Genomic DNA, 17091 nt, shown 5'->3' with positions numbered 1-17091 from the left:
CCTCCGGGACTTAAAAGTCATAAATGTTTGTCATACTCTGGCCTTCAAAGATGTAGTTTCCGGTTTTCTTAGGCGTAGTCGTGCTCTTATGAGTTGTGTGTTTAACCTTGGGCCTGTAAGGTTTCTTAAGTTCTTGAGCTCCCTTCATAGCCTTGTAGGTCCACACCTTAACTACCACTGCAACTTCCTGGCCGGATGGGAGCCTGAGCAGTTTCCTCTCCTTTGTTACAACGCCCACCACCCTCGAGTGGGATTTCCTCTTAATCTCGCTCCACATCTGGTTCACTATGACGTTTGCAGCCTCTTCAAACGTATCTCCGTTTCTGAAAACAACGTTCTCGTTGTAGAGCTCTCCCGTTCTTGAGCGCTCCATAGAGGTGATGTAGCTGTTTAAGAACTCCGAAATATAGCTGTCTGCAAGTAAGGAGGCCTGGTTGTAAGCGTAACTCCTGTAACGCTCCTTCAGGAGGCCGGTTGCTCCGCTCCTGTAGGAGTACTGCCCGAACGATATGAGTGCCGGTAGGTTGTTCTGGTCTATCACAACCCTAACGCCCCAGGTACTCAAGAGCCGGTTGAGGTCTTTGGGAATGTAGTAGTCTATGGGATGACCAACTTTACCTGTGAACGGGGGCTTCTCCCTCCTCGCTATTGCCCTTGCCAGCGCTTTCAGCTTGGGGGAATACATTGCTATTACGGCTACTGCGTAGTTGTCGTTCTTCTTGCCCTCGAACGTTTGAAGTATTACCGTTCCTGTAAGTTCTGCTCGGGTCTGCTTCACCACCTCTTTTATTATGGAATCTTCAAGGAGCTTCCTCTTCTTCTCAATTGTTAGGTGGCCGAACTTATCGGGGTCAACCCCGAGGGCCCTTAGTGCCTTATTTAAGGCGGCATCGGTCAACCCGGCGATTTTGGCCTTGAAAACCTCAAAGTTCGTAAGGTTTACTTTATCTGCATTCGACGACAAGTCGGAGAAAATTTTCCTGTAAGTCTCCGTTGAGATTTTCTCCATAAGGTGCTCGGCTATCTGCTTCTGAGCGTCGAGCCAGGCCCTTTCGTAGGCGGCGATTCTCGCCATTCCAAAGTACGGGTCGTCGACTTCCCTCTGAACGTTCTGAATGCTGTAAACAAATATTTTGCCGCCGACGTTCTCGCCGAACACCACCCCTTGCTTCTTGGCGAACTCCTCTATCTTCTTGTTGAGGTCGCCTGCAACGTCGTCGTTTACTTCTGTAACTTCCGCCTGAACCACCTCTTTCACGGTTTGGGTAAGCTGGGGGTCTCCGTTTTTAGCGGCTGCAGCTCCCGAAGCTGCAACGAGAAAGGCCGTTACCAAGCACAGTCTCTTAAGCATCTTCCTCCTCCGTTTACCAAGTGTAGTGATTCGGACCGGCAACTTTCGTTATCTCCTTTTCTCCTTCCCAGATTGCCAGGCCCGTTTTAAGGTCGGTAAGGGTCAAGATGAAGTAGTACTCAACTTTTTTTCCCTCGTTTGTAAACAGAACCCTTTGCACTATCTTCCCCGAGAGGGAAAGGTCCGGTGCTATAAGCTGATGTTTACCGGGTAGGGTCTTCGGGTTGAACTCGTCGTTGCCCCTCAGTTTCCTAATGGCCCCCGTCATCGGGTCCTCGGGCCCTCCCGCCTTTACGTAGGTTGTTATTACCGCCTTACCGCTTTTCAAGAGGGCCACTCTTATGTCCTTTATGAGTTGGTCGGTGTCTATATCTTGGGTAGTATCGTTAATTATCGTAGAGATTGCCACTACGTACCTTCCCCCTCCCGGCCTGTCGAGTGCCCCCGACTTTATCATGTCGTTGACCAGAGATTGAGCTGCCATTTTAAAGTCTTGGTACTCAAGGGCCAGGGTTGTCGGCTTCAGGTTCGGATTTCCGTTTTCATACCTGACCGCCGTAGTAGTTGCGCAGCTACTTAGAGCTATACACAGCAGGAGAAGGGATGCTCTTCTCATCGTCTCTTCCTCCTATAACCTTTGTAAAGCAGGTGCCCGGGTCTTGGGGTGTTCCGATATTTACAAACACCAGGTAGTTCTCACTACCCTTCGGGGTAACGGTGCACATAACGGTACCGTCGGGCCTTTCCACTTTTAGTTCCCTTTCAGAATCTGTAAGTTCAACCCGGAGTACCTGTATCTCCTTCGGGAGGTTCTTCCACTGCCTGGTGTCTGCCTGGTTTGTTGCGTACTGGGTGAAGGCCTCTACCAGTTTCAGAATCTCGCTTTTCGTTTTTGCCTGGAGAACCGTGTAGAGTGCCGCCTTTACCGTTGCTTTAAGGGCTATTGTGGGTAGCCTCTTCCTGAATTCGGTAAACTGAAGCCTATCTAAGTCTACAAGCCTTTTTGTTCTCATCGAGCGGCTGGGTGTTTCAACAACTACGTAGGGGACGGCAACTTCTCCCGGTTTAATGTCGGGAAGGGCCAGACCGGTGTAGATAACTTTCTTAGACACGAGGAAGAGTGGAAGGTCGATTCTCTTTTCCACCCTCTCACCTATTCTGCCGTTAAAGAGGAAGACCCAGACCGTCCTTTTCGGGGTTGAGGGGAAGGGCTTTGACTGCTCCTCTGCGCTGAAGGTAAGGTCACGACTCACTATTTTATCGGCGGGCTCGTCTCCTTGAACCATGCCGAGGCATTTCTTCAGCTGGTTGGTAGCTTTTTGGAAGTCGCCTACGTTTTCCAGGTAGACTCCGTAAATGTAGTTTATGAAGGGGTTTTGAAAGTCCCTGTAGGCTTTAAAGAGGGTAAGGCTCGTTTTGTACTGGCTTATGATGTAGTTAACTCCCCGCTCCAGCGTGCTCTTTGTTATCTCCTGTTTCGCCTTTTTGTTGTTCTCTATCTGTTTAAGGGCCTCCTCTTGCTGTTTATTAATCTCTTCTTTAAACTCCTGAGCCGACTCCTCTTCGCGGACTTGAGCCCTGTTAAACTCAACCCGCGACTTTTCGAGCTTGTTCTCGAGCAGCAGGTCTACGCCTTTGAAGGTGTTTATAAGGCTTCTTTCGTAGTACCAAGGCTTGTATTCAACAACCTTGTCGTTTATTAACGTTGTTACGATTAGTTTTATGCTCTTTGTCAGGATATTTTCACTCTCTGAACTCCTGTTAAACTCTTCATCCACCCTGTTTAGTAGCCTGTACGACAGGTCAAAGTTCCCTACATAGTAGTTGTTGAGCCCTTCAATCAGGGCATTTTCCGGAGTGTACTGCTCTTTTTGCGGTTTTGTCTTTACTTTTCCGTTGTGAACGCACGAACCAAGTGCAAAGGATAGGAGAAGCACCCATATTATTTTTGAAAGTGAGCCCTCCTGCATTCTTTTTTACCCTCTCCTCCTCGCGCTCTGAATTTTGTTAAAGTTAAATCTTTAACAAATATTATATAATTTCGCGGAAAGTTCCGACAACACTCTACCCATATTTGGGGAGAAAGGAGAGCGGCATGGAGAAGGAGATTATCGTCTCCGGCGTAGATAAAGAGATGAAGATTGCCCTCGAGAAGTACGAGGAGCCTAAAGATATAAAGCGGGTTCTCTCGGGAATGAGGCCCACGGGGAAGATTCACCTCGGTAACTACTTCGGTGCACTAAAGGCCTGGATTGAGCTTCAGGACCGTGCCGAGAGCTTCTTCTTCATAGCCGACTGGCACGCAATAACAACCTCCTACCACGATACCGGGGAGCTTGCCGAAAACACCGTTCAGATGATGGCCGACTGGCTTGCCTGCGGCCTCGACCCGGAAAAGAGCACCCTCTTTGTTCAGAGTTGGATAAAGGAACACGCCGAGCTTCACCTCCTACTCTCTATGATTACCCCTGTAAGGTGGCTTGAGAGAAACCCCACCTACAAGGAGATGATGGAAAACCTTAAAGACAGAGAGCTTGCAACTTACGGCTTTTTGGGCTACCCGGTTCTTCAAACGGCCGATATAGTCCTTTACAACGCAGATACCGTTCCGGTGGGAATAGACCAGATTCCCCACCTTGAGCTCTCTCGCGAGATAGCAAGGCGCTTTAACCGCTTCTTCGGAGAGCTGTTCGTTGAGCCAAGGCCTTACCTCTCTAAGGCTCCCAAGCTGCCGGGACTCGACGGCAGGAAGATGAGTAAGTCCTACGGGAACTGCATCTACCTTTCCGACTCGGAAGAGGAGGTCAACAAAAAGGTTATGTCTATGGTTACAGACCCGGCCCGGGTGCGTAAAACCGACCCGGGCCACCCGGAAGTCTGCTCCGTTTACGCATACCACAAGATATTCACCCCGAAGGAGCGGGTTGCCGAAATAGAGGAGGCCTGCAGGAACGGCGAGATAGGGTGCGTCCAGTGTAAGAGGGAGCTTGCCAAGAACCTTAACGCCTTCCTGGAGCCCATTAGGAGCAAGCGGGCTGAGCTCCTTTCCAACAGAAAGGCCCTTATGGAGGTGTTTAAGGAAGGCTCTGAGCGCGCCCGCAAAGTGGCGGCTGCTACAATGGAGAGGGTAAGGGAGGCTGTGAACTTCCTGAGGCAGCCGTGAAGCGTCCGGTAGGGAAGCAGGTAGGAATACTGCTCTTTCTGCTTTTTCTGCTCCTTTTCTACGTTTACGCCCACTTTAAGGGGATGTGACTTGAACGACTGCTACTTTATGGAGCTCGCCCTTGCGGAGGCCTACAAGGGTAAGGGGAAGACCCTCCCGAACCCGGCCGTGGGGGCGGTTGTTGTAAGGGAGGGGCGGGTTGTTGCCACCGGCTACCACGAAGCCCCGGGGCGGCCCCACGCAGAGGCGGTGGCCCTTGAGCGGGCGGGGGATAAAGCAAAGGGGGCAACCCTTTACGTGACCCTTGAACCCTGTAACCACTACGGCAGAACTCCCCCTTGCACCGAGAAGATAATCGCATCGGGCGTTAAGCGGGTTGTTGTAGGCCTGAGGGACCCCAATCCCGTTGCCTCCGGCGGCATCGAGAGGCTGAGGGGTGCCGGTATAGAGGTTACGGTAGGCGTTTTGAAGGAGCGCTGCTTTGAGCTTGTGGAGGACTTTTTAACCCTTGTAACCTGTGGCAGGAGCTTCCTCCACCTGAAGCTCGCCTCCACCTTAGACGGCGCAACGGCCGACAGGGATGGCAGGTCTAAGTGGATAACCGGAGGCGAAGCAAGGCGCCTTGTTCACCGCCTCAGGAGCTACCACAACGCCGTTATGGTGGGGATAGGCACCGTCCTTGCAGACGACCCCCTACTTACGGTCAGGGAGTTTCCCGTTGAGAAACAGCCCATTGCCGTTGTTGTAGACCCCTCTTTAAAACTTCCCGTGAACTGCCGATTAGTAAAGGAGAGGGCGGCCGAGCTGGTTGTTGTAACCGCTCAGGAGTCGCTGCTTTCCTACAAAGCTTCGCTCCTGCAGGATTTGGGAGTGAGGCTACTGCCGGTTTTCGGCGGAGAGGGACGGCTGGACCTTGAAGAGGCTTTAAACGGCCTGAAGGAGGAGTTCTCAGTTTACTCCCTCCTCTGTGAAGGGGGAGCGAGGCTTGCAGGCTCCCTGCTCGTTCAGGGGCTTGTAGACAGGCTGAGTCTCTTTTACGCACCGAAAGCCCTCGGCGGTAGGGACTTTGTGCCGATTTTCGGGTGTGAGAGCAGGAGCTTGGAGGAGGCCTTCAACTTCTGGCTGTTTGAGTGCGGTAAGGTGGGGAGCGACGCGCTGCTGAAGCTCTACAGCCGTGAGCTTGAGATGCTCTACCGGCGGCTGTAGCTCTTTGGCGCTCCCGGTTTGAATAACGAATCTGCTTTCGGAGGAGCGATGGATAGGGTTTCCGTCATTCTGCTTCCCGAGGGGGAGGCCCCTGCAGGCGAGGAGCTTATCTCCTCACTCGAGGAAAACTGCGAGAGCATAGAGGAGCTTGTAACGGCTGTTCCGGTTACGGGCGAGCTTCCATTCCCCGTTAAGTACGTTCCCCCCGAAGGGAAGAAGCTCGGCGAGCTGAGGAATGAACTGGTTAAGGCGGCCTTGTCCGATTACGTTCTATTTATCTCTCCCGGCTCACAGATGGAAGACGGCTTTATAGAGGAGCTCATCTACGAGCAGGAAGAGAGCGGAGCGGACCTCGTCTTCCCGAACCTCATAAGGGTTTACGGCGGACAGGAGCAGGTTAAGAACTTCCAGGACCCCTTTGAGAGGGAGGGAATACTTGTATCGAGCCTTGCAGTTGAGGACTTCCTTCCCCAGTGGGGTGTTCTGCTCTCCAAAGGTAAAATCGAGGAACTGGGAGGGTTCGACCCGACCCTCGACGACTACGACTTTTACCACTTCGTTTATAAGGGGCTTAAAGGCGGAATATCCATAAAGCTTGCAGAGCTCTCCTACCTGCGCCAGAAGGTTGTTGAGACTTTCGTAGATACCTCCTACAGGAGCTTCGTCCTCCGCAGCTTCGTTTTGAAAAACTTCGACTGGAAGAGGGAACTGTTCCCCTTCCTCTCCTGGGACGAAAACCCCAAAGCCGCTCAGGCTACGGCTTTAACTCTTATTGCCGAGAGGCTCTCGGCCTACCTGGACCTCTTTAACACCTCTGAGTTCCTCCGCCAGGCCCTTGTTGAGTTCCACAACGGCGAGACCTTCAGGAGGCTCATAGAGGTTTACAGGCTCATGGGCCTCTTCGAGGAGGCACGGAGGCTCCTTAAAACTCCCCAGGGCGTAGATGAGGAGCTGGTAAAGAGAGAGCTTGAGATGACAGAGAAGATAGAGAGCCTTGTAAACGAGCTCGAAAAGGGAGTTGAAGAGGGTAAAGTTCAGGAAGTTCTGAAGGCGGCCGTTGACACCGCCTCCGTTTACGACGGTGCGCCCATCTACAACCTGCTGGGCGTTATCAACTGGCTGGCAAAGAGGCCTGCCGAGGCTTACAGGTTTTTCTACAAGGCGGTTACGATGAACCCGATAAACCAGGATTACCTCTACAACCTCTCCGGTGCCGCCAAGGAGCTGGGTAAGGAGGATGAGGTGTTCGGCCTCCTGGAGAGGCTCCTGGGAGACAAGGTGGCCTTTGGAAGGTGAGATGGACCGCTACAGCCGTCTTTTAAAGAGGATTAGAACTTCTTCCGCCTTTGGGGCGGTTAAGGCCTCCCTCGAGGGTAAGAGGCTCATCTTTACCGTTACCACCGGCAGGAGCGGAACCGCCCTGCTTTCGGCGCTGCTCTCCTTGGTTCCCGGCGTTGCCTCCCTCCACGAGCCCGACCCGAACTTCGCCCTCGTTATGCGGAGGGCCCAGACAAACAGGGCCCTTGCCCTGAAGTTCATGGCCTACGAGAAGTTGGTTGCCGTGGCCGGCTTTAAAGAGCCCGTTTACTGCGAGACGAGCCACCTCTTCTGTAAGGGCTTCTTTGAACCAACCTTAGACCTGGGTATCCTTCCCGAACTTATACTCCTGAAAAGGGATAGGCGCAAAGTGGCAAAGAGCCTCTTTGAGCTCAACACTATTCCCGGGAGGACACCCCTTGCCCTCATCTACTACCTGAAGCCCGACGACCCTTCGATTTTCCTCCCGGTAGAGGGTTGGAGCCGTCTCAACGACTACCAGCTCTGCTACTGGTACTGCCTGGAGATAGAGAAGAGGATGGAGGTTTACGAAAGGGCCCTTTTAGAGAGGGGTGGGCGGTGCTACAGGTTGAGGTTTGAGGAGCTTGTAACGCCCGATGGTGCGGCAGGCCTTCTCGAGAGGCTCTTTTCCCTGCCGAGGGAATCGGTTGAGCGGCTTAAGGAGCCCCTGGCAAAGCTCCTTGAAAGGCCGATTAACGCCAAAAAAGAGATAAAGGTCAGGAGGCTCAAGGAGGAGCTTCCCTCCGAAACCCTTGCAGAGCTTGAACGTGAGGTGGAAGAACTGGTGGGATTCAAGGGGGTAGAGTGGGAGTAGGAGTTGCCGCCTGCGTAATTGCCAAGAACGAAGAGAAGAACCTTCCCCGCCTTCTGGAGAGTATAAGGGGAAAGTTCGACCAGATAGTTGTGGTAGATACCGGCTCAACCGATAGAACCGTAGAGATTGCCCGCTCCTACGGCTGTAAAGTTGTTAAGCACCGGTGGCAGGGGTTTGCAGACGCGAGGAACAGGGCTATTTCTGAAGTAGACGCCCCCGTAGACTGGATATGGCACTTCGATGCCGACTTTGAACTTGAAGAGGAGGAGTACAGAAAGGCCCTCAGGGCCTTTAAAGAGATTCCTCCCGAGGTAGACTCCATCTCCATAGGGGTCAGGAACTTCGACCAGTTCGGCAGAATAAAGGCTATATCGTCCCACATCTTCATCCACAGGAACGACCCTTCAATCAGGTGGGAGGGGGCCGTTCACGAAAGCCCGACCGTTAAGTGCACCGTAGGGTTGCCGATTTTCGTCAACCACTACGGCTACGCCGACTTAGAGACCCTTCTGAAAAAGGGTAAGCGCAACTTAGAGCTTCTGAAACAAGAACTTGAGCGTTACAAGGGAAAGGACCCGTTTGAGTACAGCTTGAAGCTCTTCTTCCTGATACAGACCTACACCCTCCTTGCGAGAGAAGAGCCCGCCTTCAGGAAGGAGGCCCTGAAGGCCTGTAGGGAGTTCTTCTCTATCAGCGGAAACAACTTGAAAGACTACGGCTTTTTCCTCGTTTACACCTATAACTACTACCTGTTTCTCCTGCTACAGGAGGAGCTCTACCGGGAGTTTGAGGAGGTTTTAAACAACTTTAAGGAGCTAAAGGTAGAGCACCCCGACATTCTGCTCCTTGAGTTCTCCTACTGGAGACAGCTGGGAAACCGAAAGGAGGCTCAGGAGGCGATACTGAAGTTTGCGCTCCTTGCAGACGAAGTTGAAAAAAACCCCTTTGCCTACCCCTACACTGCAGTTTCTGAGTCTACCCTGGCCTTTGAGAACATGGTAATAAGGGGAGAGCTGGGGTTTGAGCCCGATGAAGAGTTTATAGAGAGGGTGAGGAAGCTCTGGAGAAAGAAAAAAGGGAAGTTTTTAGGTCTACTTCTCTACCTTTTGACTAATGACGAAAAAGTTTTAAAGAAAGTGGCCCTGAGGTATCCGTCGGTTACCTCCCTTATCCTCACTTTAAAGTCTAAACTCGGTGGCCTACCCAACGATAATAGTAACCAGAAAACCACCACGAAGGAGGTAGGCCATGGCACTGAGGATTAACTACAACTATCAGGCCGACTTCACCCACTTCAACCTGATGCAGACCGAGCAGGCCATGAACAAAGCCCTTGAAAGGCTTGCTACCGGTTACAGGATTAACAGGGCGGCCGACGACGCAGCAGGACTCTACATCGCCGACCAGCTCAAGACCTACGCCGTTTCCCTTGAGCAGGCTACCAGGAACTCTCAGGACGGAATCTCTATCGCCCAGATTGCTCAGGCATCCCTGCAGAACGTTTACAACATCCTCAACGACATCAAGACCAAAGCAATTGAAGCTGCAAACGACTCCCAGGACGATGCCACCAGGAAGATTATACAACAGGACATCAACAAGCTCGTAGACGTTATCTCCAAGATCTTCAGCGACACCGAGTTCAACGGTAAGAACATCTTTACAACCACAACCAACACCTTCACAATCCACTACGGCGGTAGGAGCGGTCAGACCCTCGTAATGTCCATCTGGACGGCTACCGCTGCTGCAGCTGCCGACACAAACGCTCCTTCTACCGTTACAATCGGAAAGACAAGCTACACCATCGACGTTACAAGCCAGACCAAGGCAGAAGCGGCTATCCAGAACATCGACAACCTCATTAAGGCCGTAGACCAGCTCAACGCCAAAATCGGTTCCTACCAGATTGAGCTCGAGAAGATAGTTACAAACAACGAGAGCCAGAGGATTAACGTTCAAGAGGCCGAGTCCCGTATTAGGAACGTTGACTTCGCTAAGGAGATGTCTGAGTTCACAAGGGACCAGATTCTCATGCAGTCCGGTATGGCTATGCTCTCCCAGGCCAACCAGCTGCCTCAGCTCGTTCTCCAGCTTCTCAGGTAACGCCTACTCGGGGGCTTCGGCCCCCTTTAACCACTAATGCGGAGATACTCCGATGGATGTAAAGCCCATCGCCTCCACCAAGCCGGCCATAGACGTTAACCTTCAAAACATAAACAGATTAGAACAGCAGCAGCAGCTTCAGCAGACCGTAAATAAAAAGGGTGAAGAGGGGAAAGTAACGCCGGAGCAGCTTCAAGAGGCCCTGAAGGACCTAAAAGATAAGCTGAGTATACTGAACACCCAGCTGGAAATAAAAATAGACAAAGACACCGACATTATCGTAGTGAAAGTTATAGACAAAACCACCCACAAAGTTATAAGGCAGATACCGCCGGAGTACGTTCTGAAAATTGCAAAGTACTTAAACGAAATAGCCGGCCTTCTCTACAACGAGAAGGTTTAACAGTTTTAAAGGAGATGAAAAGATGGCCGGAGAGCTTTACATCAGTAACCTTGTTGGAAGTTTCGACTACCAGCAGATACTCTCGCTGTACTACCAGAGCCAGAGTGCGCCTATTCAGTTCCTCCAGCAGAAGGAGAACACCATAAACCAGAAAATCTCGGCGCTAAAGGAGTTTCAGACCGATATCCAGAACCTCTACGACGCCTTCGATACCTTAACATCTCCTAACCTTTTAGATAGTAAGAGCGTGACCGTTTCCGACCCTTCCGTTTTAACTGCACAGGTTACAGACCCGCTGAGCGCTCAACCCGGAACCGTAGACGTTACCGTTGACGCTCTTGCGAAGAACGACGTTTGGCTCTCTCAGGCGGGAGTTACCGACCTTTCCTCCGCCGTTGCAACAACGAGCGGAACCATTCAGATTAGCTACGCAGGTCAGGTTGTTGCAACGATAGACTACGACACCGACACAACCGACTCCACAGAGCCGAGCACTTTAACTGAGATTGCAGACGCCATAAACAACGCCCAGGATAAGGTTGTTGCCTCTGTAATTTACGACGGCTCCCAGTACAGGCTCCTCTTAAGGGGAGTTGATACTGGTGCCGACAACACAATATCCATAACCGAAGTGGGCGGCGGAGACCTGCTCGACCAGCTTCAGCTGGGCGACAACTACTCCAGCAGCCACGTTCAGACCGCTCAGGATGCACAGATAGACATCTACGGAACCACGATAACTTCGAGCACAAACACCTTCGATAACGCCCTTCCCGGGGTTGAGCTTACCGTTAACTCAACGGGAACAACCGCCGTGACCGTTACCCAGGATTTCCAGCCCTTCAAGGACGCCCTCGATAAGTTCGTTAACGCCTACAACACCATTGTGGACTTCCTCAACGATAAAGCCGGCAAAGACGGAATTCTTGCCGACGACACGAGCCTCTTTATGATTCGCTCCTCGATACTCTCCAAGATGGACCCCCTCTTCCAGCTCGGGATTCTCGACGTCGACAAGGATACTGGCCACGTTTCCGTAGACTCTGCCAAGCTCGACGACCTCTTGAACAGCAACCCATCTGCCGTTGAAGATGCCATAACCGACCTTAAAAACTCCATGCAGGACTACCTGCTCTTCCTGGAAGGGCCCGATAGCCCCGTAGAGAACCAGATTGACAACTACAACAACGAGATAAGCTCCATAGAGGACCAGATAGACTTCCTCAACAAGAACCTTAAAGAGCAGATGGATGTTCTGAAGCAGCAGCTTATTCAGGTTCAACTGCTGCAGGCCCAAATGGAGGAGATAAAGGCCAAGCTCACTTCCGTTTTCGGAACGCCTACGCTGTTCCCCACTAACACCACTCAGTAAGGAGAGAAGATGGTAAATCCGTACTTGAAGATGCAGGTTGAGACCTCCTCTCCCGTTGAGAGGGTTGTGCTGCTCTACGAGAAGGTTATAGTGCTGCTGAAAGAGGCCATTGAGGCCATTGAGAGGGGGGATATCCCGGCTAAGGTGGAGGCTATAACCAAGGCCGACAGGATAATAAGGGTTTTAAACGGTTCCCTCGACATGGAGCAGGGGGGAGATGTAGCCAAAGCCCTTAGGGAGTTCTACGATACCCTGCTGGCAGGGCTCTTCGTTGCGAACAGCAAAAACGATGTTGAAGTTTTGAAGAACATGATTTCCATGCTTGAGACGGTGAAGGAAGGTTGGGAAAAGATAGCCTAAAAAAGGTTTTGGATAACCTCATCGTTGAGGTTGAGAACGGTAACTACCAAAAGGCTTCGGAGCTGCTTTCGGGCCTTCCGGAGCTCCTTCCGTCTCTCTCTCCGGCTCAGGCGAGGGAGCTCTACCTGCTCCTTGACTCCCTCCAGAAAAAGCTCAAGTTAAATGAAGAGGAACTTCTGAAGCAGCTTTCAAACTCCAAGAAGGTTAAGGAGTCTTACGGGAAGTGCTCTTTGTAACCGGCACCGATACGGGAGTAGGGAAGAGCTTCTTCACCGCCTCTTTGGTTCGGGCATTAAGGGGTAGCGGCTTCAACGCGGCCGCCTTTAAGCCGGTTGAAACGGGCTGTGAGCCCGAGTGTGAAGATGCCCTGTTGCTCTCCCGGGCCAGCGGCGTTTACCTTGAGCCGGTTTACTCCTTAAAAAGACCCCTTGCCCCGGCGGTGGCCGCGGAGCTTGAGGGGGTTACCGTCGATTTTAAAGCCGTTGTGAGCAGGATTGAGGAGCTTTCCGCCCTTTACTCGCCCCTCGTTGTTGAAGGGGCAGGCGGAGTAATGGTGCCGATAACGTGGGAGCACACCTACCTTGACCTTGCCGTTTCCCTTTCGGCAAGAACGGTAGTTGTTGCCCTTAACAAGCTCGGGGTTATCAACCACACGCTTCTTACCGTTGGTGCCTTAAAGAGTGCGGGTGTAAAGGTAGCCTGCGTTGTTTTAAACTCCCCCAACCGTTACGACGAGAGCGTAGATACAAACTACGACACCCTGAAAAGGCTTCTCGATGTAGAAGTTTTCCTATTCAGTTCCCCGCCAGACGCTTTAAAGGTTGTCTCCCATCTCTTTTGACCCTTTTATTGCAACTTTCTTGCAAAAGAATAACTTCTAAATCAGAAAACTTTTCACAGGAGGGGAGTATGAAGAGACTCCTTGCCGCTCTCACCATATCGCTTCTTTCTGCAACTGCCTCCTTTGCCGGCGTTTGGGAGACAAACTGTAGCGGTTGTCACAACGGGACTGTAGCGCCTTCAAAGGAGCAGCTTCTCAAGAAGTTCCATACTAAGCAGGAGTTTATGGCCGCAGTTCGTAAGATGGTTCAGGCCGGTAAGATGCCTCCCGGCTTAAGGTACGGCATGGCAGCCCGTGAGCTTTTCGGCGGAGCTCCCTCTTTCGGAGCCAAAAAAGGGGTAAAGTTCCACTCCTTCAGCTCTGCAACAACTAAGGCCTCTTCGGCCGACCCTTACGCCAAGTATAAAAAGTTCTTCACACCCCTTCCCGCCCTTCCGCCCATCCCTGCAGATAACGCCCTTACCCCTGCCAAGGTGAAGCTCGGTAAGATGCTCTACTACGACCCGAGGCTCTCAAGGAGCAAGCTTATCTCCTGTAACACCTGCCACAACCTGGCCATAGGCGGAGACGATAACCTGCCCACTTCCAGGGGAGACCACTGGAGAACCGGAGGAAGGAACGCTCCCACAACCTTGAACTCCGGCTTTTTAAGGGTTCAGTTCTGGGACGGTAGGGCACCAACGCTTGAGGCTCAGGCAAAGGGTCCGATACAGGCCCACGTAGAGATGAACTCTACGCCCGAGATTGTTGTCCGCAGGCTTAAAGCGATACCCGAGTACGTGAAGCTCTTTAAAGAGGCTTTCCCCGGAGAGAAAGACCCTGTGACCTTTGACAACGTTGCAAAGGCCATAGCGGCCTTTGAGAGAACCCTCAATACTCCCAACTCTCCCTTCCAGCGCTACCTCCTCGGAGACGAGAACGCCCTCACCAAGGAGCAGAAGGAGGGAATGGCACTTTTTGTTAAGTTCGGCTGTACGGCTTGCCACAACGGTCCGGTCCTCTCCGACGGTCAGTTCCACAAGTTTAAGTGGAACAACGACTTGGGCCGCTACAGGGTAACTAAGAACCCCGCCGATAAGTACAAGTTCCGCACCGCCCAGCTGCTTAACGTTGGAGTTACCGCTCCCTACTTCCACGACGGTTCTGTAAACAGCCTGGAAGAAGCGGTTAAGATTATGGCCCAGAAGGAGCTCGGTAAGAAGCTTACCGACGAGCAGGCCGAAAAGATTGCCGCATTCCTCCGCTCCCTTACGGGAGAAGTTCCCCTCGAGGCAAGAACGGTTCCTCAGCTGCCCGGGAACAACCCCGAGTAAACTCAGGGCCCGCCTTTAGCGGGCCTTTTGCTATATTTAGCCTCATGTTCTACTTCATTTCCGACACCCACTTTTTTCATAGGAACATACTGAAGCTCTGCCCTCTAAAGAGGAGAGAGGGTTTTGAGGAGCTAATCCTCTCTAACCTTGAAAGAGTTTTAAGGGAAGGGGACACCCTTTTTGTCCTCGGGGACTTCCTCTGGAGAGAGGTGGAGGGCTTTAAGGAACGCTGGCGCTCCCTGCCGGGGAGGAAGGTGCTTATTTGTGGTAATCACGACTGGCCTTTGGGGGAGAAGCTTTCAGACTACTTTGACGAGATTTACGACTTCTCCCTGGCCTTAGAAATTAAGGGAAAGAGGCTTCTGCTGTGCCACTTTCCTTCGAAGGATTTACGGACCTACCGCTACTGTGAGCTTCAGGCCCGTATAACCCGGGAATTCCGCTCCACCGGAGCCTCTCTCCTTATTCACGGCCACGTCCACTTCAACCCCTACGGAGTTTTCTGCGGCTGTCACCTTAATCGTGTAAAATGCGTAAATGTTAATGTAGAGTTCACGAACTACTTACCGGTTTCCCAAGAGGAGCTTCCGCTATGATAAAGGCGCTTATCCTCGACGTAGACGGCGTCCTCACAGACGGGACTATAACCTACGACATCTTTGGCAGAGAGTTAAAGAGCTTCAACGTAAAAGACGGCTACGGCATAGTCCGTGCCCTTAACACCGGAATAGAGGTGATTCTAATCTCCGGCAGATTCAGCTCCATAGTGGAAAAGCGCTTTAGGGAGCTCGGAGTAACCCGTATATACCAGGGAGTATCGGATAAGCTCTCCCTCTACCAGGAGGTAAAACGGGAGCTCTCCCTAAACGACGCTCAAATTGCCGCCATGGGCGACGACCTTCCCGACCTGCCCCTTCTGAAGAGGGTCGGAGTATCGGGTGCTCCGAAGGATGCCGTTCCCGAGGTAAAAGTTGCCGTTAACTTCGTTTCCCGTTACCCCGGAGGGAAGGGTGCTGTAAGGGAGTTTATCGACTACCTTATAAAAGAGCGCGTAGATGAGACGTAAGCTCTACAGGCTTGCCGTTCTCCTCGCCTTTTTGTCGCTCCTTCCCCTTGTTCTCTTCCTATCCCGGAGGGAAGAGCCGCCCCTTAAAGTAAAAGTTAAAGTCCACCAGAGGCAGACCATAGAGAACTTCACCCTTGAATCTACCGGTAAAAGGGTTTGGACCCTCTCGGCCCCCGAAGCTCAAATGGTAGATAAGGACAAAATCTACCTTAAAGAGCCCGTTCTAACCGTTTACCTTAAGGAGCCCGTGAAAATATACGCAGATTCGGCCGTTTACTTCAGGGATAAAGGGATTGTAGACCTTATATCCCCTCGCCTTGTTACTGCAAACTACACGGCTTACACCGGTCGGGGTGTTTACAACCTGAAAACTGCAACCTTTAAAAGCCTTACAACCTGCACCGCTACCGCCCCGGGCAAGGGGAGCACGGTAGGGGCATCCTGTACTGTCAAGGTGGATAAAGGGGTGGTTATAATCAAGGGAAAAGTAAAATCGGTTCTCTACGGAGCGTTGAAATGAGGAAAGTAGTGTTTCTCTTCTTGACGGTTCTCTTGGTCAGCCCTGCCGTTGAGTTTGCTCACGCCGGTACCCCTTTGAAGAAGATAGAGGTCAACAAAAACTTGCCGGTTGTTGTGGAGGCTCAGGAACTTATCTACAACGACAAAAAACGGCAGGCCGTTTACATAGGGAGCGTTGTGGCCCAGCACGGTTCCACCGTAATCACGGGCGACAAACTTATAATCTACTTTGGGCCCGCCAAAACCCGGATTACGAAAATAGTAGTTGAAGGTAACGTCCACGTTAAAGACCCCCGAGGTGAGGGGTGGTGCGACGAGCTCATCTACTACCCGATGCAGGAGAAGGTAGTCCTCTTGGGTAACGCAAAGCTTAAACAGGGTAAAAACGTTCTGATAGGCGACAAAATAATAGCCTACAGAGATGGCAGGGTAGAGGTTGTAGGCCTAAAACAGAAAGTCAAAACGGTTATCTACCCCCAGGAGAGCAGAGTTGGAAACGGTAACTCCACCCGACCTTAACTGCCTTAGGGCAGAGCGTATAACCAAACGCTACGGTAAGAAAACCGTTGTAGACAACGTTACCGTTGAGGTAATGGAGGGAGAAGTTGTCGGCCTGCTCGGGCCAAACGGTGCCGGTAAAACCACCACCTTCTACTGTATCGTCGGCTTGGTCAAGCCCGACGGCGGTAGGGTTCTCATAGGGGAAGAGGACGTAACAGAGCTTCCCACCTACGAAAGGGCCCTAAAAGGTCTTTCCTACCTGCCCCAGGAACCTTCGGTCTTCAGAAAACTCACCGTGGAAGACAACATCAAGGCCGTTCTTGAGATGCACGGTTACTCTAAGGGAGAGATAGAGGAGAAAACCGATTCACTGCTTAACAGGTTCGGTATTGCCCACCTGAGGAAACAGAAAGCCGCCTCTTTATCCGGAGGTGAGAGGCGGCGCTTAGAGATAGCCAGGGCCCTTACAATCAACCCGAAGTTTCTCCTTCTCGACGAGCCCTTTGCAGGAATAGACCCTATAGCCGTTTCCGACATTCAGGGCCTTATAAAGGAACTGAAAGAGATGGACATAGGAATACTCATAACCGACCACAACGTCCGCGAAACTTTAAAAATTATAGATAGAGCCTATATCATAGCTCATGGTAAAGTTATAGCATCGGGAAAGCCCCACGAGGTGGCAAACCAAGAACTCGTTAGAGAGATATACCTCGGGGAGGACTTCTCACTGTAGGG

At 51.9% G+C, this 17091-nt stretch carries 20 protein-coding genes; 17 read left to right on the top strand and 3 right to left on the bottom strand.

Translation table 11 applies throughout. From position 1 onward, the window contains the following. Nucleotides 1–10: 10 nt before the first annotated feature. The 3 genes from THEAM_RS05870 to THEAM_RS05860 are packed head-to-tail and all read right to left on the bottom strand — an operon-like array spanning nucleotide 11 to nucleotide 3321. The gene (locus THEAM_RS05870; protein WP_013537921.1) at nucleotides 11–1351 is read right to left on the bottom strand and encodes a DUF6844 domain-containing protein; all 1341 of its coding nucleotides are present in this window, start codon (nucleotides 1349–1351) and stop codon (nucleotides 11–13) included. 13 nt (nucleotides 1352–1364) lie between these two features. Beyond that, nucleotides 1365–1967: a penicillin-binding protein activator LpoB gene (gene lpoB / locus THEAM_RS05865; RefSeq protein ID WP_013537920.1), complete on the bottom strand. Its 603-nt coding sequence runs from the start codon at nucleotides 1965–1967 to the stop codon at nucleotides 1365–1367. Then, nucleotides 1924–3321, bottom strand: a complete 1398-nt coding sequence (locus THEAM_RS05860) for a COG3014 family protein (RefSeq protein WP_013537919.1) — start codon at nucleotides 3319–3321, stop codon at nucleotides 1924–1926. The genes lpoB and THEAM_RS05860 overlap by 44 nt, the downstream gene beginning before the upstream one ends. 164 nt (nucleotides 3322–3485) lie before the next feature. Here THEAM_RS05860 and trpS point away from each other — a divergent pair, with 164 nt between their 5' ends. The 17 genes from trpS (at nucleotide 3486) to lptB (ending at nucleotide 17089) form a co-directional block, all read left to right on the top strand. Then, nucleotides 3486–4514, top strand: a complete 1029-nt coding sequence (gene trpS, locus THEAM_RS05855; protein WP_425478108.1) for a tryptophan--tRNA ligase — start codon at nucleotides 3486–3488, stop codon at nucleotides 4512–4514. A gap of 90 nt (nucleotides 4515–4604) precedes the next feature. Continuing rightward, entirely contained in the window at nucleotides 4605–5720 is a 1116-nt protein-coding gene (gene ribD / locus THEAM_RS05850; RefSeq protein WP_013537916.1) for a bifunctional diaminohydroxyphosphoribosylaminopyrimidine deaminase/5-amino-6-(5-phosphoribosylamino)uracil reductase RibD, read from the top strand. Between the two features lie 48 nt (nucleotides 5721–5768). Then, on the top strand, nucleotides 5769–7016 hold the full coding sequence (locus THEAM_RS05845) for a glycosyltransferase family 2 protein (protein ID WP_013537915.1): 1248 nt from the start codon (nucleotides 5769–5771) through the stop codon (nucleotides 7014–7016). 1 nt (nucleotide 7017) lies between these two features. Further along, nucleotides 7018–7872: a hypothetical protein gene (locus THEAM_RS05840; protein WP_013537914.1), complete on the top strand. Its 855-nt coding sequence runs from the start codon at nucleotides 7018–7020 to the stop codon at nucleotides 7870–7872. Next, the gene (locus tag THEAM_RS05835; protein WP_013537913.1) at nucleotides 7863–9137 is read left to right on the top strand and encodes a glycosyltransferase family 2 protein; all 1275 of its coding nucleotides are present in this window, start codon (nucleotides 7863–7865) and stop codon (nucleotides 9135–9137) included. The genes THEAM_RS05840 and THEAM_RS05835 overlap by 10 nt, the downstream gene beginning before the upstream one ends. Beyond that, nucleotides 9121–9978, top strand: coding sequence for a flagellin (locus THEAM_RS05830; protein ID WP_013537912.1), 858 nt, complete (start codon nucleotides 9121–9123; stop codon nucleotides 9976–9978). Before THEAM_RS05835 ends, THEAM_RS05830 begins: the two co-directional genes overlap by 17 nt. A gap of 52 nt (nucleotides 9979–10030) precedes the next feature. After that, entirely contained in the window at nucleotides 10031–10381 is a 351-nt protein-coding gene (locus THEAM_RS05825) for a flagellar protein FlaG (protein ID WP_013537911.1), read from the top strand. A 22-nt stretch (nucleotides 10382–10403) separates the two neighbouring features. Continuing rightward, complete coding sequence (gene fliD / locus THEAM_RS05820) at nucleotides 10404–11753, top strand: flagellar filament capping protein FliD (RefSeq protein ID WP_013537910.1); 1350 nt, start codon at nucleotides 10404–10406, stop codon at nucleotides 11751–11753. A 9-nt stretch (nucleotides 11754–11762) separates the two neighbouring features. Next, the gene (fliS, locus tag THEAM_RS05815) at nucleotides 11763–12113 is read left to right on the top strand and encodes a flagellar export chaperone FliS (RefSeq protein ID WP_013537909.1); all 351 of its coding nucleotides are present in this window, start codon (nucleotides 11763–11765) and stop codon (nucleotides 12111–12113) included. Continuing rightward, nucleotides 12095–12349, top strand: a complete 255-nt coding sequence (locus THEAM_RS05810) for a hypothetical protein (RefSeq protein ID WP_013537908.1) — start codon at nucleotides 12095–12097, stop codon at nucleotides 12347–12349. The genes fliS and THEAM_RS05810 overlap by 19 nt, the downstream gene beginning before the upstream one ends. Next, nucleotides 12337–12954: a dethiobiotin synthase gene (gene bioD / locus THEAM_RS05805; protein WP_013537907.1), complete on the top strand. Its 618-nt coding sequence runs from the start codon at nucleotides 12337–12339 to the stop codon at nucleotides 12952–12954. The genes THEAM_RS05810 and bioD overlap by 13 nt, the downstream gene beginning before the upstream one ends. Before the next feature lie 68 nt (nucleotides 12955–13022). Then, nucleotides 13023–14267, top strand: coding sequence for a cytochrome-c peroxidase (locus THEAM_RS05800; RefSeq protein WP_013537906.1), 1245 nt, complete (start codon nucleotides 13023–13025; stop codon nucleotides 14265–14267). Between the two features lie 44 nt (nucleotides 14268–14311). Then, nucleotides 14312–14863 carry a metallophosphoesterase gene (locus THEAM_RS05795; protein WP_013537905.1) on the top strand — a complete coding sequence of 184 codons (552 nt, stop codon included), beginning with the start codon at nucleotides 14312–14314 and terminating at the stop codon, nucleotides 14861–14863. Further along, entirely contained in the window at nucleotides 14860–15333 is a 474-nt protein-coding gene (locus THEAM_RS05790; RefSeq protein WP_013537904.1) for a KdsC family phosphatase, read from the top strand. Before THEAM_RS05795 ends, THEAM_RS05790 begins: the two co-directional genes overlap by 4 nt. Next, nucleotides 15323–15853: an LPS export ABC transporter periplasmic protein LptC gene (gene lptC, locus THEAM_RS05785; RefSeq protein WP_013537903.1), complete on the top strand. Its 531-nt coding sequence runs from the start codon at nucleotides 15323–15325 to the stop codon at nucleotides 15851–15853. Before THEAM_RS05790 ends, lptC begins: the two co-directional genes overlap by 11 nt. Next, nucleotides 15850–16371 (top strand): lipopolysaccharide transport periplasmic protein LptA, encoded by a 522-nt coding sequence (gene lptA, locus THEAM_RS05780; RefSeq protein WP_013537902.1) that lies wholly within the window; start codon nucleotides 15850–15852, stop codon nucleotides 16369–16371. The genes lptC and lptA overlap by 4 nt, the downstream gene beginning before the upstream one ends. Then, entirely contained in the window at nucleotides 16343–17089 is a 747-nt protein-coding gene (gene lptB / locus THEAM_RS05775) for an LPS export ABC transporter ATP-binding protein (RefSeq protein WP_013537901.1), read from the top strand. The genes lptA and lptB overlap by 29 nt, the downstream gene beginning before the upstream one ends. Nucleotides 17090–17091: the final 2 nt, after the last annotated feature.

The organism is Thermovibrio ammonificans HB-1, from assembly GCF_000185805.1.
Taxonomy (GTDB): Bacteria; Aquificota; Aquificia; order Desulfurobacteriales; family Desulfurobacteriaceae; genus Thermovibrio; species Thermovibrio ammonificans.
This window is presented reverse-complemented; position numbering and strand designations above follow the sequence as displayed.